Annotated in this window: 24 protein-coding genes; 9 read left to right on the plus strand and 15 right to left on the minus strand. The window is 55.0% G+C overall.

Features of this window, described 5'->3' with window-relative positions; all coding sequences use genetic code 11:
- Positions 1-34: 34 nt before the first annotated feature.
- Positions 35-427, minus strand: a complete 393-nt coding sequence (locus tag ACT3TR_RS11155) for a DUF4168 domain-containing protein (RefSeq protein ID WP_096278547.1) — start codon at positions 425-427, stop codon at positions 35-37.
- 204 nt (positions 428-631) lie between these two features.
- Here ACT3TR_RS11155 and ACT3TR_RS11160 point away from each other — a divergent pair, with 204 nt between their 5' ends.
- Positions 632-1504, plus strand: a complete 873-nt coding sequence (locus ACT3TR_RS11160; protein WP_444625392.1) for a DMT family transporter — start codon at positions 632-634, stop codon at positions 1502-1504.
- Positions 1505-1515: 11 nt separating this feature from the next.
- Here ACT3TR_RS11160 and mtgA read toward each other — a convergent pair whose 3' ends face one another.
- From mtgA to ACT3TR_RS11175, 3 genes are all read right to left on the minus strand, one after another.
- Positions 1516-2232, minus strand: a complete 717-nt coding sequence (gene mtgA, locus ACT3TR_RS11165) for a monofunctional biosynthetic peptidoglycan transglycosylase (RefSeq protein ID WP_444625171.1) — start codon at positions 2230-2232, stop codon at positions 1516-1518.
- A gap of 10 nt (positions 2233-2242) precedes the next feature.
- Positions 2243-3097 (minus strand): S-formylglutathione hydrolase, encoded by an 855-nt coding sequence (gene fghA, locus ACT3TR_RS11170; protein WP_444625170.1) that lies wholly within the window; start codon positions 3095-3097, stop codon positions 2243-2245.
- A gap of 85 nt (positions 3098-3182) precedes the next feature.
- Positions 3183-4292 carry an S-(hydroxymethyl)glutathione dehydrogenase/class III alcohol dehydrogenase gene (locus ACT3TR_RS11175; protein WP_096278539.1) on the minus strand — a complete coding sequence of 370 codons (1110 nt, stop codon included), beginning with the start codon at positions 4290-4292 and terminating at the stop codon, positions 3183-3185.
- A 161-nt stretch (positions 4293-4453) separates the two neighbouring features.
- Here ACT3TR_RS11175 and ACT3TR_RS11180 point away from each other — a divergent pair, with 161 nt between their 5' ends.
- Positions 4454-5350, plus strand: coding sequence for a LysR family transcriptional regulator (locus ACT3TR_RS11180; protein WP_444625169.1), 897 nt, complete (start codon positions 4454-4456; stop codon positions 5348-5350).
- On the opposite strand, the gene ACT3TR_RS11185 is transcribed toward ACT3TR_RS11180, so the two are convergent.
- Positions 5347-6717, minus strand: a complete 1371-nt coding sequence (locus tag ACT3TR_RS11185; RefSeq protein WP_192535925.1) for an L-serine ammonia-lyase — start codon at positions 6715-6717, stop codon at positions 5347-5349. The two genes, ACT3TR_RS11180 and ACT3TR_RS11185, sit on opposite strands and share 4 nt — an antisense overlap.
- A 181-nt stretch (positions 6718-6898) precedes the next feature.
- Here ACT3TR_RS11185 and ACT3TR_RS11190 point away from each other — a divergent pair, with 181 nt between their 5' ends.
- Positions 6899-7546 (plus strand): hypothetical protein, encoded by a 648-nt coding sequence (locus tag ACT3TR_RS11190; protein WP_096278533.1) that lies wholly within the window; start codon positions 6899-6901, stop codon positions 7544-7546.
- A gap of 177 nt (positions 7547-7723) precedes the next feature.
- Complete coding sequence (locus ACT3TR_RS11195) at positions 7724-9295, plus strand: AbgT family transporter (protein ID WP_444625168.1); 1572 nt, start codon at positions 7724-7726, stop codon at positions 9293-9295.
- An 87-nt stretch (positions 9296-9382) separates the two neighbouring features.
- On the opposite strand, the gene rpoD is transcribed toward ACT3TR_RS11195, so the two are convergent.
- The 3 genes from rpoD to rpsU form a co-directional block, all read right to left on the minus strand.
- Complete coding sequence (rpoD, locus tag ACT3TR_RS11200; RefSeq protein WP_096278531.1) at positions 9383-11227, minus strand: RNA polymerase sigma factor RpoD; 1845 nt, start codon at positions 11225-11227, stop codon at positions 9383-9385.
- A 226-nt stretch (positions 11228-11453) separates the two neighbouring features.
- The gene (gene dnaG, locus ACT3TR_RS11205) at positions 11454-13313 is read right to left on the minus strand and encodes a DNA primase (RefSeq protein WP_444625167.1); all 1860 of its coding nucleotides are present in this window, start codon (positions 13311-13313) and stop codon (positions 11454-11456) included.
- 249 nt (positions 13314-13562) lie between these two features.
- Entirely contained in the window at positions 13563-13778 is a 216-nt protein-coding gene (rpsU, locus tag ACT3TR_RS11210; RefSeq protein WP_096278527.1) for a 30S ribosomal protein S21, read from the minus strand.
- Between the two features lie 225 nt (positions 13779-14003).
- On the opposite strand from rpsU, the gene tsaD reads away from it, so the two are divergent.
- Positions 14004-15065 (plus strand): tRNA (adenosine(37)-N6)-threonylcarbamoyltransferase complex transferase subunit TsaD, encoded by a 1062-nt coding sequence (tsaD, locus tag ACT3TR_RS11215; RefSeq protein WP_096278525.1) that lies wholly within the window; start codon positions 14004-14006, stop codon positions 15063-15065.
- A 2-nt stretch (positions 15066-15067) separates the two neighbouring features.
- On the opposite strand, the gene plsY is transcribed toward tsaD, so the two are convergent.
- Positions 15068-15640, minus strand: coding sequence for a glycerol-3-phosphate 1-O-acyltransferase PlsY (gene plsY / locus ACT3TR_RS11220; RefSeq protein WP_096278523.1), 573 nt, complete (start codon positions 15638-15640; stop codon positions 15068-15070).
- Positions 15641-15730: 90 nt separating this feature from the next.
- On the opposite strand from plsY, the gene folB reads away from it, so the two are divergent.
- Entirely contained in the window at positions 15731-16111 is a 381-nt protein-coding gene (gene folB / locus ACT3TR_RS11225; protein WP_096278521.1) for a dihydroneopterin aldolase, read from the plus strand.
- On the plus strand, positions 16108-16629 hold the full coding sequence (gene folK, locus ACT3TR_RS11230) for a 2-amino-4-hydroxy-6-hydroxymethyldihydropteridine diphosphokinase (RefSeq protein WP_096278519.1): 522 nt from the start codon (positions 16108-16110) through the stop codon (positions 16627-16629). Before folB ends, folK begins: the two co-directional genes overlap by 4 nt.
- On the opposite strand, the gene ACT3TR_RS11235 is transcribed toward folK, so the two are convergent.
- Complete coding sequence (locus ACT3TR_RS11235) at positions 16612-17739, minus strand: polynucleotide adenylyltransferase (protein ID WP_096278516.1); 1128 nt, start codon at positions 17737-17739, stop codon at positions 16612-16614. The genes folK and ACT3TR_RS11235 overlap by 18 nt on opposite strands.
- Entirely contained in the window at positions 17739-18587 is an 849-nt protein-coding gene (locus ACT3TR_RS11240; protein WP_444625166.1) for a symmetrical bis(5'-nucleosyl)-tetraphosphatase, read from the minus strand. The genes ACT3TR_RS11235 and ACT3TR_RS11240 overlap by 1 nt, the downstream gene beginning before the upstream one ends.
- A 205-nt stretch (positions 18588-18792) precedes the next feature.
- Between ACT3TR_RS11240 and ACT3TR_RS11245 the strand changes: the two genes are divergently transcribed.
- Positions 18793-18969 (plus strand): hypothetical protein, encoded by a 177-nt coding sequence (locus tag ACT3TR_RS11245; RefSeq protein ID WP_176483375.1) that lies wholly within the window; start codon positions 18793-18795, stop codon positions 18967-18969.
- Positions 18969-20414: a GMC family oxidoreductase gene (locus ACT3TR_RS11250; protein ID WP_444625165.1), complete on the plus strand. Its 1446-nt coding sequence runs from the start codon at positions 18969-18971 to the stop codon at positions 20412-20414. Before ACT3TR_RS11245 ends, ACT3TR_RS11250 begins: the two co-directional genes overlap by 1 nt.
- 24 nt (positions 20415-20438) lie before the next feature.
- On the opposite strand, the gene apaG is transcribed toward ACT3TR_RS11250, so the two are convergent.
- The 4 genes from apaG to ACT3TR_RS11270 form a co-directional block, all read right to left on the minus strand.
- A complete protein-coding gene (gene apaG, locus ACT3TR_RS11255) occupies positions 20439-20816 on the minus strand; it encodes a Co2+/Mg2+ efflux protein ApaG (protein WP_441684259.1) in 378 nt (125 codons plus the stop codon).
- Positions 20813-21640 (minus strand): 16S rRNA (adenine(1518)-N(6)/adenine(1519)-N(6))-dimethyltransferase RsmA, encoded by an 828-nt coding sequence (rsmA, locus tag ACT3TR_RS11260; RefSeq protein ID WP_444625164.1) that lies wholly within the window; start codon positions 21638-21640, stop codon positions 20813-20815. Before rsmA ends, apaG begins: the two co-directional genes overlap by 4 nt.
- 62 nt (positions 21641-21702) lie before the next feature.
- Positions 21703-22767 carry a 4-hydroxythreonine-4-phosphate dehydrogenase PdxA gene (gene pdxA, locus ACT3TR_RS11265; protein ID WP_441684285.1) on the minus strand — a complete coding sequence of 355 codons (1065 nt, stop codon included), beginning with the start codon at positions 22765-22767 and terminating at the stop codon, positions 21703-21705.
- Positions 22767-23792, minus strand: coding sequence for a peptidylprolyl isomerase (locus ACT3TR_RS11270; RefSeq protein ID WP_096278506.1), 1026 nt, complete (start codon positions 23790-23792; stop codon positions 22767-22769). Before ACT3TR_RS11270 ends, pdxA begins: the two co-directional genes overlap by 1 nt.
- Positions 23793-23818: the final 26 nt, after the last annotated feature.

Genomic DNA, 23818 nt, shown 5'->3' on the forward strand with positions numbered 1-23818 from the left:
GTCAAATAATGTCAGCGGATCTTGCTCATCGACCTTATGATTGACCGGCCATTTCTTGAACGCGCTGCATCATCTCTGGATCTTGCTGAATGGATTGACCGATAGCGTTGAAGGTATCAACATCTAGGCCGCTGTCTTCGACCACTTCAATCATTCGGTCGTTGGCTTCAGTGCGCACTTCCTGCTGCGATGATTCATCTTCCGCTTCCTGCAGACGCTGAGTGTACTCTTGCGAAACTACCGCAATTTCTTGAGAAGCATCGGCAAACTGCTGGAGCTGATCATCAGAGAAATCCTGGGCTGGCGCTGCTTGCTGTGTAGCCATCGGATCTTGCGCTGGATCTTGCTCTTGCTGGGCGTGGGCAGTAGCCGTCATCAGACCAGTGGCAAGTAGGGCAGCAGAGAACAGAGCAGTTATACGTTGCATAATAAGAAACCTCATTCACACGTTATGGATGTGCCAACTGTGACGCGCCGTATCCAAGCAGGTTCAATTTATGATGTAAAAGTTAGTAACAAAAAGAACAATAAGTAACTGATGCGCGCTTACGCCCTTCTTTTCAGGAAAACTATAGTGATTAATTTCAATAGCTTGCACAAAAAATACCGAACCTCGTTAGGGCTTGCGGCCATGCCTATTCTTTTTGTGCTGCTATGGAGTACTGGCTTCATTGGTGCGAAATTCGGCCTTCCCTATGCAGAACCTTTTACGTTTTTGTTTATTCGTTTTGTCCTAACGCTGTTGCTGCTAACGCCCCTCGTCGTGGCGATGTGTATTTCCTGGCCATCATCACCGATGCTATGGGTGCATATCGCGATAGCCGGTTGCTTGGTCCACGGGGCCTATTTAGGCGGCGTTTTTTATGGCATTAGTCTAGGCATGCCTGCGGGCCTTGCGGCTCTTCTTGTCGGCCTTCAGCCGCTACTGACCGCAGCGTTTGCGGGGCCGCTCTTAGGCGAACGGCTTACTCGACGCCAATGGCTAGGGTTAATGCTGGGGTTAATCGGCATCGTCTTTGTACTGGGCAGTAAGCTTGAGATTGGCGAATCGCTTTTCGATGGCTTCGGCATAAACGCGCTGCTGTGTGTGACGACCGCTTTAATAGGTATTTCAGTGGGCACGCTGTATCAAAAACGCTACTGCACTAGTATGCCGCTGCTGTCAGGAGCTGTTATTCAATATTTGGCAGCAGGGGTTTTGCTGGGATGTGGAGCACTGTTGTTTGAAACACGCGAGGTTGAATGGACCATCACCTTTGCACTGACGCTTGGATGGCTGGTGCTGATTCTCTCAGTCGCCGCTATTTTGCTGCTCATGGCATTGATAAAAAAGGGCGAAGCCTCGCGGGTAGCGAGCCTTTTTTACCTGGTGCCACCGGTCACGGCGCTTCAAGCGTGGTGGCTATTTGACGAACGCCTCCCACTGCTAGGGCTGGGAGGCATGCTGATTGCTTTGGTCGGTGTGGTCATGGTGGTTCGAAAACCCAGAGACAAGGCGGCATAGCGGCAAAACATTTACAGATTATTTAGATAGCCTGGGCCACCTAAATTACGCATTTGCTGGCGTATCCATTGGCTGCGCCGTTCAACCTGGGCGTCTGGGCGGGCAGCGCTACGCGTACGAGGACTGGGTAGAATAGCGGCAAGCAGGCTTGCTTGGCGCTCAGTAAGACTGTTGCCAGAAACGCCAAAATAATGCTGAGAAGCCGCCTCTAAGCCAAACACACCGCTATCCCATTCGGCCACGTTAAGATATACCTCCAGAATACGCTGCTTGCTCCATAGCGTTTCAATCAGCAGCGTAAACCACGCCTCTAAGCCTTTTCGCGCCCAGCTTCGTCCCGTCCATAGAAAAACATTCTTGGCCGTTTGTTGGCTAAGCGTACTAGCGCCACGCAGCCGCCCACCGTCTTGACTAGCCTGCAATGCCCGCCGCAGCTCCACTAAATCAAACCCACCGTGATGAGGAAAACGCTGATCTTCTGCGGCAATAACGGCCAGCTTGGCATTAGCAGAAAGAGAATCCCAGCTGCGCCATTGCCGCTGTATGCGAATTGGCTCGCTGTTAATCCAACTCTGCACTTTGCGTTCGACCATGACCATTGATCCCGGCGGGGGAACCACGCTAAAAAGCAGCACAATCGCCACTGATAAGAGCGCAAACGCTAGCAGGCCGCGCCATACAAAACGCCATAGCAGACGCATGAAACGACGCAGCGAGCGATTGAGCATCCAGGTATCCTTAACGCTTCATGAGGTGGTCTGCATGATAGCGCAGATGATCCTCAATAAACGAGGCAATGAAGAAGTAGCTGTGATCATAGCCAGGTTGACGGCGCAGCGTTAGAGGATGATCGTGCTCCTCGCAAACGGCCTCTAAACGCTCTGGCTGCAGCTGCTCTTCCAGGAATTGATCCGCTTCACCTTGGTCGATAAACAGACGCTGGCGCGATGCGCCATTAGCCACAAGTTCGCAAGCATCATACTGACGCCAGCGTGACTGATCCTCGCCCAAATAGGCGGTAAACGCTTGCTGGCCCCACGGGCAGTTCATCGGATTAACGATCGGAGAAAACGCCGAGACTGAACGGAAGCGCCCAGGATGACGTAACGCAAGAATTAGCGCCCCGTGCCCACCCATAGAATGGCCGCTAATCGATTCGCGCCCGTTGACCGGAAAATGTTGGCGTACAACAGAAGGCAGCTCTTCCACTAAATAATCGTACATACGATAGTGAGGCTTCCACGGCGCTTCGGTTGCATTCACGTAAAAGCCCGCTCCTGAACCTAAATCGTAGCTTTCATGTTCGCCGGGCAAATCAGTGCCTCGTGGGCTGGTATCGGGGCAAACAATAGCAATACCTAATTCGGCTGCCACGCAATGAGCGCCCGACTTCTGCATGAAATTTTCATCATTGCACGTCAGCCCAGAGAGCCACCAAAGCATAGGCACACGATCATTTTCGGCCTGAGGCGGTAGGTAAACCGCAAAAATCATGTCGCAGTCCAGCGCGCGGGAGTAGTGGCGGTAGCGCTTATGCCAGCCACCGAAACTACGGTTGGCGGACACCAGTTCTAAAGTTTCACTCATGCTCATGGGCAGGTTCCTCTAAATGCAGCAAACGCGGGAGGTCTCCCCCACCGCGTTTTAGACATGCTAGCGATAGTGTCAGTAATGATACTCAGTAATGCAACACGGTACGAATGCTCTTACCCGCATGCAGTAAATCAAATGCTTCGTTGATTTTCTCGAACGGCATATCGTGGGTAATAAAGTCGTCGATATTGATCTCGCCGTTCATATAGCGCTCAACATAACCGGGCAGCTCACTACGACCTTTAACGCCACCAAAGGCAGAACCTTTCCAGACACGCCCCGTCACCAGCTGGAACGGCCGTGTGGAGATCTCTTCACCGGCCCCAGCAACACCAATCACAATCGATTCACCCCATCCTTTATGGCAGCATTCAAGCGCTGAACGCATCACATTGACGTTGCCGATACACTCAAAGGAGTAGTCGACCCCACCGTCGGTCAAATCGACAATCACCTGCTGAATAGAATCGGCGTAATCTTTAGGATTCACACAGTCGGTGGCGCCAAACTGCTTGGCCAGCTCAAACTTGTCAGCGTTAACGTCAATAGCAATGATACGCCCGGCTTTAGCCATCACCGCACCTTGAATAACGGCTAAACCGATAGCACCCAAGCCAAAGACCGCCACCGTAGCGCCCGGTTCTACCTTGGCGGTATTCAGTACCGCACCGATGCCAGTAGTCACACCACAGCCCAGCAGGCAGATTTTATCCATGGGGGCTTCTTTAGATACCACCGCCAGAGAGACCTCGGGTAACACCGTGTATTCACTAAAGGTGGAGGTGCCCATGTAGTGATGAAGCATCTTGCCATCTAGCGAAAAACGCGAGGTGCCGTCAGGCATTACGCCTTTACCTTGGGTGGCGCGTACGCTGCCACACAGGTTAGTTTTACCCGACAAACAGAATTTACACTTGCCGCACTCGGCGGTGTAAAGCGGAATAACATGATCGCCCGGCTTAAGGCTCGTAACGCCCTCGCCAACTTCTTGAACCACGCCGGCACCTTCGTGGCCAAGCACGGCGGGGAAATTACCTTCCGGATCAGCACCCGAAAGCGTGTAAGCATCGGTGTGGCAAACGCTTGTCGCAGCCATTTTCACCAGTACTTCGCCCGCTTTCGGGCCTTGTACATCAATTTCAACCAGCTCAAGCGGCTTGCCCGCTTCCAATGCAACAGCTGCGCGTGACTTCATTGACTAACTCCTAATGCATCGCCAACAGCAGACAAAGCCCGCCTGCTTGACGTAATTGGTGTGATTGCAGTGTAGATCAGCTGGGAGGTCTTGATAAACCGGGATATACTCATAAGATTATTGCCACACAGCAACAATCGTCGTTACGGCAAGGAAATAGCATGCAGCACTGGAATCGCATCGAAGCATTTGTGGAAGTAGTGCGATTGGGCACATTTTCTGCCGCTGCTCGGTATCTAAACGTGTCGACCTCACACATCAGCCGCTTAGTCAGCCAGCTAGAAAACCAGCTGGGCGTACAGCTACTGTATCGCACCACGCGGCAAATTCGCTTGACCGATGCGGGGGCTATCTACGTTGACCACTGTCGTCATCTGTTTGATGGGCTACGCGATGCCGAGCAAGCGATTAGCGAACTCCAGGCCACGCCTAACGGGCTACTTAAACTCACCTCAGCCACTACCTTCGGCGAGCGCTTTATCGCCCCACTCGTCAATGATTTTCAACGCCTACATCCACAGCTCGACATTCACATGCACTTTACTAACCGCCCGGTCGAGCTAATTGATGAGGGGTACGATATTGCGATTCGGATGGGGGTATTAAAGGACTCTAGCTTGATCGCTAGGCGCCTGTGCGACCGGCGCGAATATATCGTCGGCTCTAAGGGATATTTTCGCCAAGCACCTCGCCCTCACACACTGGGGGAGCTAAGTCAGCACCGCTGTCTGATTGGCTCGCGGCCTAACTGGCTATTTGATATGAACGGCCAGCGCCGCGAAGTGCGCATAGAAGGCTGCTGGACAGGCAACTCCGGCCCCGCCCTACTTGATGCTGCCCGCAAGGGACTGGGGCTTGCCCAGCTACCCGACTATTACGTTGCACCTTACCTTGCCAGCGGCGAACTGATAGCGGTGCTTGAGCCTTTTCAACACCACGATACCGCGGTATGGGCGGTGTATCCCCGCCATCGTCACCTATCGCCGAAGATCCGCCAAATGGTTGATTATCTGGTGGCCAATATCGACACTACGCTGCAACGCCATGCAGCTATTTAACACTCAATCGCGTTAACCGCGAGCCCGCCTTTAGACGTTTCTTTATATTTGTCCTGCATATCACGGCCCGTATCGCGCATCGTGCGGATCACTTTATCGAGCGATATAAAGTGCTCACCATCGCCGTGCATCGCCATACGCGCAGCGTTGATCGCCTTGACGGACGCTATCGCATTGCGCTCAATGCAGGGCACTTGCACCAACCCACCCACCGGGTCGCAGGTTAAGCCAAGATTATGCTCCAAGCCGATCTCTGCGGCATTTTCCACCTGCCCAGGGGAGCCACCCAGCACTTCAGCAAGCCCGGCAGCGGCCATGGCGCAGGCTGAGCCTACTTCGCCTTGGCAGCCAACCTCAGCACCGGAAATTGAGGCGTTCTTTTTGCACAAAATACCCACGGCGCCGGCGGTGAGCAGGAAGTCCACTACGTCAGCCTCACTGGCCTCGGGCTCAAATTTCAAATAGTACGCCAACACAGCGGGTACAATGCCTGCCGCACCGTTGGTGGGCGCGGTGACCATACGCCGCCCGGCAGCATTCTCTTCGTTCACCGCCAGCGCAAAGACGTTGACCCAATCCATCACCGTAAAGCTCGATACAATCAGACGCTGGTTTTCAGGCGGATGCAGCAACTGCTGATGCAGTAGCTGCGCACGCCGGCGCACATTTAGGCCACCCGGCAAATGCCCTGTCGCGCGCAAGCCATTCTCGATGCTGTCACTCATAGCATGCCAAATACTGAGCAGCTCCTCACGAATAGCCGCTTCGCTACGCCAGGCTTTTTCGTTCGCGAGCATTAGCTGGCTAATGCGCAGCTGGTGCTGCTGACACAGGCCAAGCAACTCAGCGGCCGTATTAAAAGGATAAGTCAGCGCTGTGCTGTCTTCTCCGACCTCACCTTGATCCGCTTTCGCCTGATCGACATAAAAGCCGCCGCCTAGGGAATAAAACGTATTAGTCGCTACCAGCGCGTCATCGCAGTAAGCGCTTAAGACCATGGCGTTAGGATGAAATGGCAGGCAGGCCTCATCCCATTGCACATCATCGGCGCGCGAGAAAGTGACCTGCTGCCCGTTCGCAAGTATCAGAAGGGCCCCTTCATCGATAGCGTTAAGCCGCACATCAATGCTGTCAGGATCAATGCTTTCAGGCACTTCTCCCATCAACCCCATAATAACGGCGCGATCTGTACCATGGCCTATTCCGGTAGCAGCCAACGATCCGTGCAGCCTAACAGCGAGCCGAGTCACGACGGTTTGTTTACTCAGTGTTAAGGCAAAATCTCGCGCTGCACGCATAGGGCCTACGGTATGTGAGCTTGAAGGACCAATACCAATTCGGAAAAGATCAAATACACTGATAGCCATAGCTGATACGCCTCGCAAGGGTGTTATTGCTTACCTGTGAGGTACTGTGCAGGGCAAACCACAAAACGTCGAGTGATTAACCGCAATACCGACGTGCAAGCAAATAAGTGTGACGATATAATGAACATTCAACTATGCATGTTTGTTTTGCAAAGGCGCTTCTTCTAGATAAGGATGTCGTATGTCTTCCCTTCCCGCTTTGCCCATCTGTTTTCGTACGACCCTGCTACGTGCGACCCTTTATGTGTTGTTTATTGGCGCCATCGCTCAAGGCGCTTATCTAGAAGCCATATATCTACCGTCGGTGCGTTTTACCGAGCTGGGATTCACCGAGTTTACGCAAACGATTATTCTGGTGGCCTGCTGCCTGATGTTGCTTTACGTACGCCAGGTGCTAAAAGTATGGCCAACGGTGACGCTGCTTTTGTTCGCATTTATTGCGGCTTCGCTGGTGCGCGAGCAAGATTATTTTTTTGATAAATACGTTGGACACGATGCGTGGAAAGTTCTGGTATCGCTCATCGCCATCCCTGCTATTGCGTGGGTGGTCATTCAACGCCGCCGCTTTATGGAAGAGTTCATTTACTACAGCAACACGTTTTCCTTCGGGCTGTTTGCCGCTGGGTTACTCACCACTTACGTTTTTTCACGCCTCTATGGGCGGCAAATTTTTTGGCGCGCCGTACTCGAAGATAATTACCTTCGTGACATCAAAGACATAGCAGAAGAGGTAGTGGAGCTGCTAGGTTACAGCTTAATTTTATTTGCCACGCTTGAGCTACTGCTGCTTGCTCGCCGCATTTATAAAGCGCGCCACGTGTCCAACTAACAGTTTCCTTCCTAGGCTTCTAAACGCCGCCTTGGGCTTTCCAAGGCGGCGTTTCATTTTTCAAATCTCGTCATGCAAAAAGCCATTTGCGAGCCGCGGCGCTTCAACGTAGTGTCGCTCGCTAGGCTATTTCGGCACGTCTTTACTAAAAAAACCCACATTGACGATATAAACCTTATGAATAAAACCGAAAATGATAGAAACAACCTGCAACGAAGCTTTTTTACGCGTTTTTTAGATAGCATCGAGTGGCTAGGTAACCTGCTGCCTCACCCTGTCACGCTCTTTGCGATACTGTGCGTATTGGTCGTAGTGGCTAGCGGAATTGCCGCGGCGCTGGGCGTCTCTGTGGCCGACCCGAGGCCCGCCAACGCGGGTGAATGGATTACCGTCAACTCATTGCTGAATGCCGAAGGCTTGCGCCGTCTAATCACCGAGATGGTAACTAACTTTACCGGGTTTGCCCCACTGGGCACGGTACTCGTGGCCATGCTGGGCGTTGGCGTGGCCGAACACTCGGGGCTACTTTCCGCCAGCATGCGCGCCCTAGTGCTTAACCGCTCACCGCGCCTTGTTACCTACGCGGTGGTCTTTGCAGGCATCATGTCCAACACCGCCGCAGAGCTTGGCTACGTGGTTCTAATCCCGCTGGCCGCCATGATTTTCCACTCGTTGGGACGCCACCCACTGGCTGGCTTAGCAGCGGCATTCTGCGGCGTGTCCGGAGGCTATAGTGCCAACCTGCTCATCGGCACGGTTGATCCGTTGCTATCTGGGATTACGCAAGAAGCCGCGCATTTGTTAGATCCGAGCTATATGGTCGGCGCCGAGGCTAACTGGTTCTTTATGTTCGTCAGCACCTTCTTTGTCACCATCATTGGTGGGCTGGTAACCGAGTACATTGTGGAGCCCAAACTAGGCAAATTTGATCCTGCTTACGCTGAAGATGACATCAACCAGCAGCGTATGGAAGGGCTATCCAGCACTGAAAAACGAGCCTTGAAAGGGACTGGCCTGGCGATGCTGGTGATTGTTGCGCTGCTCATTGCCACTATAGCCCCTGAGAACGGGATTCTACGCGATCCGGAAACAGGCCTTGTCAGCGGCTCGCCTTTTTTACGCGGCATTGTGGTTATTGTGGCGGTTTTATTCACCGTACTCGGCTTCGTATATGGCCGGCTTGCCGGCACTATGCATAATGATCGCGATATCGTAAACGCCATGGCTAAGAGCATGAGCAGCCTAGGTCTGTATATTGTCCTGGTGTTTTTTGCCGCTCAGTTTGTGGCGCTATTCAACTGGAGTAATTTTGGCACCGTCACTGCCGTCGCGGGAGCAGGCCTATTAGAATCGCTGGGCTTAAGCGGGCCGGGCTTATTTGCCTTGTTCATTGTGATGTGCGCGATTATCAACCTATCGCTTGGTAGCGCATCTGCTCAGTGGGCCGTAACGGCACCGATTTTTGTACCCATGCTAATGCTGATGGGCTACGCGCCAGAAGTCATTCAAGCCGCCTATCGGATCGGCGACTCAGTCACCAATCTGATTACGCCCATGATGAGCTATTTCGGATTAATCATGGCGATTGCGGCACGCTATCGTAAAGACTCAGGTATCGGAACACTGATCGCCATCATGCTGCCCTATACGCTCTTTATGCTGATTGGCTGGAGTCTGCTGTTCTTTGTCTGGGTGTTCTTGTTAGGCCTGCCCGTTGGCCCCGGCTCAGCCACCTATTACACGCTGTAAGCGCTTAGACGATAGAACGCAAAAAGCCCGGCGTTCATTGAACGCCGGGCTTTTTTATCTTAACGGCTACTTAGCGCTTATTGACCTTCACTCATCGAGGAATGAACGCAGCGGCTCAGAGCGGCTAGGATGGCGCAGCTTGCGCAGCGCCTTGGCCTCAATCTGACGAATTCGCTCACGCGTTACATCAAACTGTTTGCCAACCTCTTCAAGCGTATGATCGGTATTCATATCAATACCAAAACGCATGCGCAGCACTTTTGCTTCGCGGGCGGTCAAGCCACCTAGCACGTTGCGGGTCGCTTCGATCAAGCCTTCACCGGTCGCCATATCGATAGGCAGCAGCATAGTGCCGTCTTCGATAAAGTCGCCCAGATGCGAGTCATCATCGTCACCAATCGGCGTCTCCATGGAGATCGGCTCTTTAGCGATTTTCAGGACCTTGCGCACCTTCTCTTCCGGCATTTCTAAGCGTTCGCCAAGCTCTTCCGGCGTCGGTTCACGGCCCATTTCCTGCAGCATCTGGCGCGACACGCGATTAAGCTTGTTAATCGTTTCAATCATATGCACCGGAATACGAATAGTGCGTGCCTGGTCGGCAATTGAACGAGTAATCGCCTGACGAATCCACCACGTGGCGTAGGTCGAGAACTTATAACCGCGGCGATATTCGAACTTATCGACCGCTTTCATCAAGCCGATATTGCCTTCTTGGATCAAATCCAAGAACTGCAAACCACGGTTGGTATACTTCTTAGCAATCGAGATCACCAAGCGCAGGTTGGCCTCAACCATCTCTTTCTTAGCGCGACGAGCTTTTGCCTCACCAATAGAGAGCTTGCGGTTCACCTCTTTAAGGTCGGCAACGGAAAGTTGCACCATGTCCTCTTCAAAGGCGATTTTGCGCTGAGCACGTGCAATATCGGCGCGCAGTGGCTCAAGGCGATCAGCGTACTTGCTCTGCGCTGCCTGAAAGTCATCTAGCCACGCCTTACGCGACTCGTTACCAGGAAACGACTTGATAAACGTTTTACGCGGCACCTTGGCTTTTTTCACACACAGCTGCATCACCGCTTTTTCTTGGGCGCGCACCTGCTCAACGCTGATACGCACTTGGCCCACTAGGCGCTCAAAGTGCTTAGGTACCAGCTTGATCGGTGAAAACAGTACTGCCAAACGCGTCTGCTCTGATTTCAGCTCGGCGCTACCGCGGCCATGCTTAGTAAAAGCGGCTTCAACGAGGGCATTCTGCTCACGGATCTGCTCAAAACGCGCACGCGCTTCTTCAGGGTCCGGACCGCCTTCGCTGGCCGTAGAATCGTCGTCCTCATCCTCGCCTTCGGCACCCTCTTCAATTTCGGGCTCGGGCTCAGGCTCAGGCACTTCGGCTTCGGCAACGCCAGGAATACCTTCATCAGGGTCGATGAAGCCAGAAAACAGGTCCGAAAGTCGCCCAGGCGCTTCTTCATCCTGGGTAGCATCGTAGGCATTCAGAATAGAGGCGACGGCACCCGGCAAATATGCCAGGGACGACATCACTTCACGGGTACCCTCTTCGATCCGCTTGGCGATTGCAATTTCGCCCTCGCGGGTCAAAAGCTCAACCGTACCCATCTCGCGCATATACATGCGCACTGGGTCAGTGGTGCGGCCCACGTCGCTATCCACCGCGGCGAGCGCGGCTACGGCTTCTTCCGCAGCGGACTCGTCCGCGGAATGATCCGACATCATCAAGGTGTCTTCATCAGGCGCTTCTTCAGCGACACTTATACCCATGTCGTTGATCATGCCAATGATTTCTTCCACTTGATCCGGGTCGGCAATATCCTCGGGTAGATGGTCGTTGACCTCGGCATAGGTCAGGTAACCCTGTTCCTTGCCGCGTGCGATCAACTCCTTCAGACGTGTCTGCTGCTGCGCATTTCCAGCCATAGAAACCCTATCTCGACGAAGAAGAATGAAACACCTGGAGCGCTGAATCGATTAAACTCAACAAGCGACGTAGTATAGCGTAAATAGCCGGTTTTTTTCCAGCAAAACGTATTTGCGCAACCATTCAGGTGTGTTAGGTTGTTTGGTTAGGCCAGCGCTAAGTGGCTGACCTCATATCTGGTGCTGAAACGGTAAGAATTCAACCCCTATCGCTTAAAACACCGCCTTATTGGCGCTGCGCAAGCTCCATTATCAAGCTTGCCAAACGCTGGCGCTGCTCCTTATCTAGCTTTTGCCCGGCGCGCTCCTGCGCCAGCAACGCCTCGTACTCCTCCTGCGGAGAACGCTGGCGATGAACGTACTGCAAGTGCTCTACCAAGCCATTCAGCTCGGCCTCTCGATCCGCTTTTGCGATTAACAAATCTCGCTTAGCGAAGGCAGCCAACGCCTGCCCCTGCTGACTACCCTGAAAATGTGCCAATACCACCTGCGGACTGCGATAGCGCCCCGCCTTGAGCAGCGTAATCAGCTCTTGGCATAGCGGTGCATCATCATCGTCAGGCAGCCAATCCAAATGATCCGGTAACGCGCCTACCAAACTAGGCTCGTGCAGCAACAGCTGCACCACACGCCCCACGGGCGAAAGCGCCTGAGAGCGTGAGAGCGATGATCGATCAGGCGCAGCATGTGAAACATTCGGCACAGCTGATGACACTGATTCGGCTTCCGACGGATCAACAGGCGGTGCTTTCTGCAACGCATGCTGCTGGGCCGCTTGAGCGCGCTTTTCGAGCAACACTTTCAGCTGCTCTTGGGCCAACCCGCTGCGCTGGGCCAACGACTCAAGCAGTAACGATTTGAGCATCCCTTCGGGCACTTTGTTCAATGCTTCCAGCACTTGACTGGCAAATCGCTCGCGCCCTTCGACCGTATTTAAGTCACGCCCCTGAGCCGCCTGTTCGAACAAAAACTCCGACAGCGGCATGGCACAGGTCACGCGATCTTGGAATGCCTGCGTGCCTTCGCGACGTACTAACGAGTCCGGGTCATCACCTTCTGGCAAAAACAAAAAGCGCGCTTCACGGCCATCGAGCATTTGCGGCAGCGCCGTTTCCAACGCCCGGCTAGCTGCCTGGCGGCCGGCGCGATCACCATCGAAACAAAACACCACGCGGCTCACCAGCCGAAACAGGCGAGTCAAATGATCTTCGGTGGTAGCAGTGCCCAACGTTGCCACGACGTTATGGATGTCGTACTGCGCCAGCGCCACCACGTCCATGTAGCCCTCGACGATCACCAGCTGCTCGAGCTTGTTCGATGCCTGACGCGCCTCAAACAAACCGTACAGCTCGCGGCCTTTATGGAACACCGGCGTTTCAGGCGAGTTGAGGTACTTGGGCTGATCATCGCCCATGACCCTGCCGCCGAAAGCAATGGTTCGCCCGCGCAAATCCCTAATCGGGAACATCACCCGGTCGCGGAAACGATCGTAGGTACGCCCAGTATCTTCACGATGAATCAGCAGGCCGTATTCCACCTGAACAGGTTCACCAATTCCACGCTCGCTGAGGTGCTGCTTGAGCGCCTCCCATCCCGCCGGGGCATAGCCAATACCATAGGTCTTGATTACATCGTCCGAGAGCCCGCGATCCAATAAGTAACGCTGGGCCGACTTACCTTCCTGCATTTTCAATCGCTCGCGATAAAAACTCGCGGCGAGTTCAAGCAGGTTAACGCCCTCTTTACGCTTTTTTTCACGCTGCTGAGCACGCGGATCATCAGCCCCCTCGCGGGGCACCTCAATACCCAAACGCCCCGCTAGCTGCTCTATGGCCTCGGGAAACGGCAACTTGTCGTACTCCATCAAGAAGCGTAGTGCATTACCATTGGCTCCGCAGCCAAAGCAGTGATAAAACTGCTTATCCGAACTGACCGTGAAGGATGGCGTTTTCTCTTGATGGAAGGGACAGAGCCCAGAATAGTTACGGCCGGCCTTTTTAAGCTGCACACGCTCACCGACCACCTCGACCACATCGACGCGGCCTAACAGGTCATCAATAAAACGCTGTGGAATTTGGCCTGCCATGAACTACGGGCATCCTCGCGCATCGCGCTGATTCGCTGACATTAGAGACAGAGCATTTCAGACAGAGCTTTTAAGACAGAGCTTTTAAGACACTGCTTAGGGTCATCAGACCCACTGCCAGATCACCTTAAACAGCGTTGGACTTGAACGGCATTAAATATGCCGAAAAACAAACGGCCACCTAGTGGCGGCCGCTTGGCATCCCTCTTGAGACGACCAGCTAACTGCTCCGGCCCCCTCGGGTACGGATCAATAGAGCCGTTCGAAACGCTTAGTTTCACGCTGGACTTTCTTAGCGTGACGCTTCACGGCAGCTGCCGCTTTACGTTTACGCTCAGCAGTCGGCTTCTCATATTGCTCGCGACGACGTACTTCAGAAAGAACGCCAGCTTTTTCGCAAGAACGCTTGAAGCGACGCAGGGCGACGTCAAACGGCTCGTTATCACGTACTTTTACAGAAGGCATTAAGCACTCACCTACCTTAAAATTTTGAGTTCGGATAGTACGTACACAGCGAAAATAGCGATTTACATCGCAATCAAGAACACAGTGCACGACCCAGTTTTACAGCGCACAGTAGTCTAGTCGCCGCTGGCTATCTTTGCAAATGCTTACGCCCGTCCGCAGCGACAATGCTAAACTAGCGCTCTCATCATTTTTTACCTTCATACCGACAAAGAGTCCCTTTTTATGCGCGTACTGGGCATTGAAACGTCCTGCGACGAAACTGGCGTCGCACTATATGACACGTCGAAAACAGGTGGCCAGGGGCTGCTCGCCGATGCGCTGTATAGCCAGATCGCCATGCACGCTGAGTTTGGTGGCGTCGTGCCCGAACTCGCGTCGAGAGACCACACGCGCAAACTGCTGCCGCTGATTGAGCAAGTGCTGAGCGATGCCAAACTGACGCGCAATGATTTGGACGGTATCACCTATACCGCAGGCCCGGGCCTTGTCGGCGCACTGATGGTCGGTGCCAGCACGGCTCACGGCATGGCGCGCGCCTTAAATATTCCGGTGCTTGGCGTGCATCATATGGAGGGGCACCTGCTGGCACCGATGCTGGAGGAGCACCCGCCCAAGTTTCCATTCGTCGCTCTCTTGGTATCTGGCGGCCATACCCAGCTGGTCGAAGTGCAGGGGCTAGGTTGCTATCAACTGCTTGGCGAGTCAGTAGATGATGCGGCCGGTGAAGCCTTTGACAAAGCGGCCAAAATGCTTGGCCTCACCTACCCTGGCGGTCCCGAGGTAGCCAAGTTAGCGGAAAAGGGCAATCCCAAACGCTTTCGCTTTCCGCGCCCAATGACGGATCGCCCAGGGCTAGACTTCAGTTTTTCAGGCTTAAAAACGCATACCATGACGGCCATTCGCCAGTTAAACGACGCCAGCGAGCTCGATGATCAAGCGCGCGCCGACGTAGCCCGCGCCTTTGAAGAAGCCGTTGTTGATACGCTGGTCATTAAATGCCGCCGCGCGCTGGATCAAACGGGCCTTAAGCGCCTAGTAGTGGCGGGCGGTGTGAGTGCTAATCAGCGGCTGCGTGAACGGCTTCAAGCCGAGTGTGAAAAACGCCAGGCGCGCGCCTACTATCCACGTGGACGATTCTGTACTGACAATGGCGCCATGATTGCCTACGTCGGTGCTCAGCGGCTGGCGGCAGGCGAGCATGATATCCAAGGAATGATGCAAGCAACCCCCCGCTGGCCACTGGATAAGCTGACACCACCGACGACATCCGCTAGTCAGCCATAGCGTTAGGAGCCGCGTAAAGGCGGCTCTTCGCCCCGCCTCAGGCGTCGAATATTAAGGCCATGACGGGCCAGCACCAGTAGGCTAAAACCGCCCACTACCATCACATAGTCAGGCGCCAGCCAGCCGCAGGCGAGCGGCGCGATGAGCGCGCTCATGAGTGACGCCAGCGCGGCTGCTCTTAGCCGCCATGCTAATAATGACCACAGCACGGCGCTCAATAACGCAACGCTGGGCACCAATACCAGCAGCACGCCAAACGCACTCGCCACGGCCTTTCCGCCGCGAAAACCATGCCATAATGGAAAGCTGTGGCCCAGCAGCACCGCCAGCCCGACTAATCCTTGCAGCCACACCGGGCAGCTCATCAGCTTCGCGCCCAGCACCGCCGGCATGCTTTTCAGGGCATCCAGCAACAATGTAGCGGTTGCTAAGCGGGGGCCGTACAGACGCAGTACGTTGGAGAATCCAGGGTTAAACGAGCCGTGTCGGCGGGGATCGCCCACGCCCGCCCAGCGGCAAACGCTTAGCGCTGCCAACCAACTACCGCTTAAGTAGCCCACCACAATCCACCCCATCGCTCTGTGCTCGCTTTGTGGCCTGGCTCGCTGTCGTTAAACCCCATCCTAACGTACAATCGCTCGCTTGTTGCAGCAGGGGATCGTGAGATGGACCGCATTTTAATTGAAGCGTTAACAGTCGATACCGTCATTGGCGCCTACGACTGGGAGCGCTCTATTCAGCAAACGCTGAGCCTAGATCTTACGCTGGCGACCGATATTCGCGCTGCAGCCGCCACCGATGATCTGCAGCTCACGCTAGATTACGCGGCTATCTGTCAGCGTATTCAGCAGTTTGCCGATGCGCATCAGTTCGCCCTGGTCGAAACGTTCGCCGAACGCTTGTCAGAGTGCCTGCGAACGGAGTTTTCGATCACCTGGCTACGTTTAAGGGTACGTAAACCCGGCGCCGTTCCCAACGCTGCCAGCGTCGGCTTGGAAATTACTCGTGGCAGCCTGCCAGAGGTAACGCAGGAGCCACGCGCATGAACTTGGTGACCGTCAGCTTAGGCAGCAACATTAGCCCAACTCGGCATATTCGCTGCTGCCTTGATGCACTGACTGACACCTTCGGCCCACTTACCATCTCACGTGTATTTGAGAGTGAGCCGATCGGCTTTGCCGACAGCCGCCATTTCTATAACGCGGTAGTGGCCTTTTACAGCGACTGGGCACCAGGCAAATTACAGGCGTGGGGCAAACAGCTTGAAACTGAGCATGGCCGTCTGCCTAGCACCGTTAAACTGAGCCCTCGAACGCTCGATATTGATCTGCTAACCGTTGGTGACGCCTGCGGCATTGTCGATAGCGTATCGCTCCCACGAAGCGAGATCACCAATAGCGCCTTTGTTTTGCAGCCGCTTGCTGAGCTACTTCCGAATGAATGCCACCCTCTCTGCGGCACCCCTTATGCAGCGCTATGGAAAGCCTTTGAGCTAGGTGAGCAGCGCCTGTGGCCGATCAACTTCACCTGGCGAGGCCGGGTCATATCACGCAGTGATGGCTAGCGACACAGCCTGGCCGCGGTGCTCTCGCAAGGCGCCACCAAGCGCCGCCCCCTGATAGCCTTGGGCGATGAGCGACTGCGGGCTTACCTTGCAAGCGGCTTGCCAAGCGCGCTCAAGCTGCGCCTGGTGCTCTGGCGCTAGCAAAGCAACCAGCGCCAGCTGTTCTTCAACCTGAGAAGGCTTGCGCCAGGCGTCCAAGCGCTCCAGCCAGTGCAGCACGCCCGGGCCATCCAATCTATCGCCAAGCATTCCATGGGTAAGCGCCGTATGGCGGGCCAGCTGGGCCACCGCGTTAGGCAGCTTTAGCCGTACGGCCAGAGCCTCACGATCATTAACGCTAAGGGGCGACACCAGCTGGGCATAGCGCCAGTGGGCCACGGCTAATGCACTCCCTGCGGGAGTATGAGCCAGTGCCGCAAGGCCCTTCTCTAACGCTTGGCCGGATAGCTCGGGCCACCAAACAGCTAGCGCTGCACAGCGCTCAAGCGCTGTGAAATAAATATCAGGGCTTGGCTCACCCAGCGCTTTTTCGGTTTCCACCCATACACGCTCAGCGGCAAGGTGCTCAAGCTCGCCACTTAGGCTCACTTGACGCATCAGAGCCAGCGTATCGCGAGCAATAGTGAAGCCAAGCAAGCAATAGCGGGCCAAAAAGCGCGCCGTGCGCAGCACTCTCAGCGGGTCTTCGCTAAACGCTGGCGAAACATGCCGCAGTAGCCGTTGCTCAATATCGCCCTGACCATTAAACGGATCGGTCAATTCACCTTGGCGACTTTGCGCGATGGCATTAATGGTTAAATCGCGCCGCAATAGATCTTCTTCCAGCGTAACATCGGGGCTTGCATGCACTTCAAAGCCAGCATAGCCATGACCAGACTTACGCTCGGTGCGCGCCAGGGCGTACTCCTCAGCGCTCTCCGGGTGTAAGAACACTGGAAAGTCTCGCCCCACCGGCTTAAAACCGCGTTTGCGCATGTCATCGGGCGTTGCACCGACAACCACCCAGTCATTATCAACCACCGGCCAACCCAGCAGTGCATCACGCACCGCGCCACCGACGCGATATACGTTTAGGCCCGCCAAGCGCGGGTCGGCATGCTGCTCTTTCATCACCACCTCGGCTTGCTCTGTGCACGGTCTGAGCATGCGAGGGCTTCAGCGCACGCCACGCTAGTTCGCTCGCCGCTGTCTAGATTAAGCGCGGTCAAGCGTCCTCCCCATACGCAACCGGTATCAAGCGCCTCAACGGAAATTTTCGCCTGTGGCGTTTTACCTTCTAGCGCTGCCCAGTGGCCAAAAAGTAGCTGCGCATCATCGTCTCTCGGGTACTGAAACCAGGGTAAAAACCCTGCCGGAGCGCTGTCTAGCCCTTCTTTAGCGGCGAAGTCCAAGCGCCCCTGAGCATCGATAAAGCGCATTCTTGTTAACACATTAACAATCAAACGAAGTCGATCGATGCCGTCGATGTCGTCTTGCCACGTATCCGGCTGATTGCCAAATAGCGCCGCCAAGAACTGGCCAGATGTTTCACTCGCTAGCACGGCCTGGACCTCTAGCCCTCGCAACTCGGTTTGTGCCACGCTCCATTGGGGCAGCACGCCGGCGTGCGTCATCAGCGTATTATTTTCACAAACGCTAAGCGGCAGGCTTTGTAGCCAATCCAACAGCGCCTCGCGATCAGGGGCGTCCAGCAATTGGCTAAAGGTGTCGTTTTTTTTAAGCTTACCGCCACCGCGAGCTAGCACTAACAAATGAAAGTCGTGATTACCCAATACGCTTCGCGCGGCATTGCCCAGCGCCCGTACTTCGCGCAGGCATTCTAGTGATCCGGGGCCACGATTAATCAAATCACCCACTAACCAAAGTGTATCGCGCGCGGGATTAAAGCTGATGCGTTCTAGTAGCGTCACGAATTCAACGTGGCAGCCGTGTAAATCGCCGATCGCATAGGTGCTCATGCGGGAGGCCTTTTATGAAATAAGTGGGCTAAATACTACCCTAAATACTACCATCTCACCTGCTGCTTGCATGCGACGCTCGCTCACTCTTTTGGCTAAGCATTGATCAAATGAACTGGTGAAAAAGCGGCACCTGCGCCACTATATAGTCATAGTAAACTTATCGTCATTACACGCAGCGACCGTTAAGGAAAACGATACTCAAATGACCCTGGACTATACTCGCCGCGGACTACTACGCGCTGCCACTTTGGCTGGCATTGGTGCGGCACTGCTACCCGGCACCACACTACTGCCTGCCGCCAACGCTGCCGCTAAAACGTCTGCGCGCCCCACGCCGATGATGGTGAAAGGCTGGCTTCTTAATGACAGTGATCGCTAATGTATATTGATTTTGAGGACATTAGCGAGCACGGTGACGCAATCGACGTGTGCATTATTGGCGCTGGCGCAGCGGGCATTGCAATGGCAGTCACGCTGGCAGAACGCGGGCACCGCGTATTGCTCTGCGAGGGTGGCGATGCCGACTACAGCGAGCGCTCCCAGGACAGCTATCGAGGTGAAACGGTCGGCGACGCTTATATTCCTCTTTATGGCGCGCGCTTACGCTATTTAGGCGGGTCAACCAACCACTGGGGCGGCGTTTGTCGCCCGCTTGATCGCTACGACTTTACCGCTAAGTCGGCTTCCTGCGAGACAGCTTGGCCAATTGCGCGCGACGCAATCTCGCCTTATTACAGCACCGCTGCCAGCATACTGGATTTAGCACCGCTGCCTGCCGACCAGCCCATCGCTGGGTCAGGATTTAAACGCATCTACTTTTCGCTCGGCAATCCAACGCGCCTAAAAGAAAAATATGCCGCCACGCTTAGCGAATCAGCCACTCTTCAGTGCTGCCTAACGGCCAACTTGGTAGCGCTGGAAACGCTTGACGGCGCAGTCACTAGCGCAACGTTTAAAAACTACGCCGGCGACTCTCGCCAAGTGCGGGCGCGCTTCTTTGTAATGGCCTGCGGTGGCATAGAAAATTCTCGCCTACTGCTGTGGTGCAATCAACAGGCAAACGGTCAGCTAATCCCTCAAGATGCTACGCTAGGCCGCTACTGGATGGAGCACCCGCATGCCACGGTGGGCAAGGCACTCATGTTCGAGCCTGCGGCTCTGGGCTTGGAAGACGAGTACAATGTGTTTCTTTCTCCGGATGCACAGGCCATCGCCTCACGCCAGATACTAAACTGCGGGCTGCGCTTGCACCGCATGAACACTGAGGCCACCCAAACATTAGTGGATGAGCTTGCTGAGCAAGCACCGATGCTAGCTGGGCGACTACATACCTGGCAAGCTCAAGGGCGCGTGATGCACGGCGCAGTGTTAAGAGCCGCCTGGGAACAAGAGCCTCGCTATGACAATCATATCGAGCTGAGTGATGATGTTGATAGCCTGGGCGTACCGCGCAGCCGGTTGGTATGGCAGCAGTCTGACCTTGATCGCCACACGATTCGCGAAAGTATGCTGATGCTGGGGGAATATCTGCGAGAGAATGATCTCGGCCGGCTGCAATTGGCAGATTGGCTAGCAGAGACGCCAGTACAACTCCCCTCAGACGGAGAGCTCGCCGGGCGCCACCACATGGGCGGCACGCGCATGAGCCTGGATGCAGAGCAAGGCATCGTCAACCCTGATTGCCGCCTGTTTGCTCAGGATAACGTCTATGTCGCGGGGTCCAGCGTGTTTGCCAGTGTCGGGCACGCCAACCCTACGCTGACGCTGGTTCAACTGGCACTCCGCCTTTGCGATCATCTAGACAGCCGATTGACGAGCGCCTAAAGCGCTCGCAGCAGCGAGCCACGATTAATGCAGCTGAAGGGGAGCTGCCAGCCTAAAAGGTGTAATAGGCACTTCAAAGACTCGCTGTGTGGAGGTGTCTAACAATGTGTAAGCACCTTCCATCACCCCTACCGGGGTTTGCAGAATAGCGCGACTGGTATAGCGAAAACTCTGCCCAGGGCCTATTAACGGCTGCTGGCCAACCACGCCTTTGCCGCGCACTTCTTGGCAGTCTCCGCCGCCCTGAGTAATCTTCCAGTAGCGCGCCATAAGCTGAACGCTGTGAGGGCTTTGGTTATGCACCGTGACGGTATAACTAAAGACGTAGCGCAGCTCCCCATCATTAGACTCATCGGCGCGGTAGCTCGGATCAACGCCCACCTCAATCGCTAGACCACTCACCCTTCGCTGCCCTGGTCGCCGCTCGCGTGCTCATCCGCAGCCACACGATTGGCAATGGCAACGTACTCGGCCACCGTTAAGGTCTGCGGCCGGCGCACCGGATCAATACCAAGATCTTCCAGTGTCGCGGGGCTGACGCGCCCTTTGAAGTTATTGCGCAGCGTTTTGCGCCGCTGGCCGAAAGCAAGCTTGACCAACTCAAATAATAGCGCCGGATCATCGGCGGTGTGAGGAAGCGCCTCGTGAGGCGTTAAGCGCACAATCGCCGAATCAACCTTAGGCTGCGGAACAAATGCTTCAGGCGGAACAATAAATAGCTGTTCAACGTGGCAATAGTATTGCGCCATAACCGAAAGGCGCCCCCAATCGGTGCCGCCTGGCTCTGCCGCTAAACGCTCAACCACCTCTTTTTGTAGCATAAAGTGCATATCGGCAATGGCATCGCCAGCCGCTAGCAAATGCACAATCAACGGTGTGGAAATATTGTAAGGGAGATTACCCACTACCCGCAGCGCAGGCCCATCGCCTTTTAGCGCAGCAAAATCAAACTTGAGCGCATCGCCTTCATGGATAACAAAATCGGGATAGTTAAAAAACTGTACGCGCAAACCGGGAATTAGATCACGGTCAAGCTCAATGACCTCCAGGTGCCCGGCGGCTTCAAGCAGCGGTTCGGTCAGCGCGCCCTGCCCTGGGCCAATTTCAACTAAACGGTCCGTTGAGCGAGGGCCAACGGCGCGTACAATCCGCGAAATAATACCAAGATCACGTAAAAAATTTTGACCAAAGCGTTTACGAGCGCGGTGCTGGGGCACATGAGACATCAAGCGGTGTTCCTTGGAAAGCAGTTTCAATCAGGAGTATGGGTAGCAGCCGAGGCACGATCTTAACTATCTGCCCCACCGCGCTGCGCGGCTAAACGGCGCGCCAGCGTAATCGCCACCTTTAAGCTGCTGGGGTCTGCCAAGCCTTTGCCTGCCAACCCTAACGCAGTGCCATGATCAACAGAGGTGCGCACTAGCGGCAAACCCAGGGTAATGTTGGCAGCTTGGCCAAAGCCTGCATATTTGAGCACGGCCAACCCTTGGTCATGATACATCGCCAGCACGGCGTCAACACCCGCCAAATGCCTAGGCGTAAATAGCGTATCGGCAGGCAGCGGGCCGTGAATATCCATTCCCTCTGCGCGCAGCGCATCAAGCGCTGGAATAATAATATCGAGCTCTTCGCGCCCTAAGTGCCCATCCTCACCGGCATGGGGATTTAAGCCACACACCGCGATACGCGGTTTAGCAATGTTAAACTGACGCTGCAAATCCGCCGCGAGCAAATGGCTAATGCGAATAACTCGCTCATAGGTGATGGCATCGGCAACGTTGCGTAAAGGCAAATGCGTGGTCACTAACGCAACGCGTAGATCACCACTGCCCTGCCAGCTTGGCGACGTTGCATGCAGCGCCGCGTCAGTAGCGAGCATCATGACTACCTCATCAACACCGCAGGCATCGCGCAGCCATTCGGTATGGCCGGTAAAACCAACGTGCCCGCCTTCAATGATCACGCCTTTGTGCAGCGGTGCCGTTACCATTGCCGACGCCTGGCCTTGCTGGCAGGCATCGACTGCAAGCGCCAAGGTGGCTAACACGTAGTCAGCATTGGCAGGGTTGAGCACGCCAGGCGTTACAGGCGCGCTAAGCGCCACCGGCCAAACGGGCAAGCGATGATTGCCCAACGGGCATTCACCGGGCGAACATTCAACAATCGGGATGTCCAACCCCAGCGAGGCGGCACGCTGGCGCAGCATCTCCGGGTCGCCAATGGCCACAGCATTGGCGGGCAGCAGGCCCTGCGCCGCCAGCATTAGCGTTAGCTCGGGACCAATGCCCGCCGGTTCGCCGGTGGTGATGACCACCGGCGCAGCGCTAGCTTTCGTCAATGCACTAGCAGGCATCAGAGGCGAATATCGACAAAGGCCTGAGAGCGAATTTCCTGCTGCCACGTTTCCAGCTCTTCATTAGCACGGCGTTGGAAAATCGCTTGGCGCACCTGCTCACGCTGGCTTTCTTGGGTAACGTCCTGACGGCGGCGCTCCTCAACCTGGATCACGTGATAACCAAACTGCGAGCGCACAGGCGCAGATACTTGATTAATATCAAGACCGCGCATGGCTTCTTCAAACGCGGGTACAGTCTGACCGGGGCGAACCCAGCCAAGCTCACCGCCATTAAGCGCGCTGCCGCTGTCGTCACTATATTCGCGCGCTAATGAAGCAAAATCAGCACCGCCTGATAAGCGCTCGCGAACGTCTTCAGCCCGTGCACGCGCCTGGTTTTCATCGCGCGTTGGGGTCAGTGCAACCAGCACATGGCGGGCACGACTTTCCTCAATAAAGTTCTGGCTGCCCGGCTGGCTAGGCTGCTGGCTTAAGAAGCGGTCAACGTCGCGATCACTTACCGTTACGCGATTGCTGATTTGACGCTGCTGCACTTGGCGCATAAGCATTTCACGGCGCACCTCATCGCGCACGCTAGCTAATGTGATGCCATCGGCCTCTACCGCATCGGCAAACTCATCTAGCGTCATGTCGTTAGATTCAGCAATCGAACGTACCTGCGCATTTAGCTCGGTATCGTTAATGCTGAGATTGGCATCTTCCGCCATCTGCATCTGAATTTCTTCCATCACCATGCGCTCGAGCACCTGCCTCTCTAACTGAGAACGCGGAGGAAGATTGCCACCGCGAGCCTGAGCCTGCTGCTCAACTTGTGCCATCCGTCCATTTAAATTGCTGCGCATAATGACGTCATTATTTACCACCGCGACCACGCTATCTAACGCTTGCCGCTGAGTAGACTGGAAATTTTGCGCATTCACTGTAAGCGGAGCGAGCGCAACGCCTGCACCCACACACAGCGCCAGTACGCTGCCGGCAGAGAGCTGTTTCATACGGCCTAGCAGGGGCTTTTTCATTTTCATAACAAACGTCTCTTTCATTAGCCAAT

It is taken from the genome of Halomonas sp. AOP12-B1-6, from assembly GCF_052379225.1.
GTDB classification, from domain to species: domain Bacteria; phylum Pseudomonadota; class Gammaproteobacteria; order Pseudomonadales; family Halomonadaceae; genus Vreelandella; species Vreelandella casei.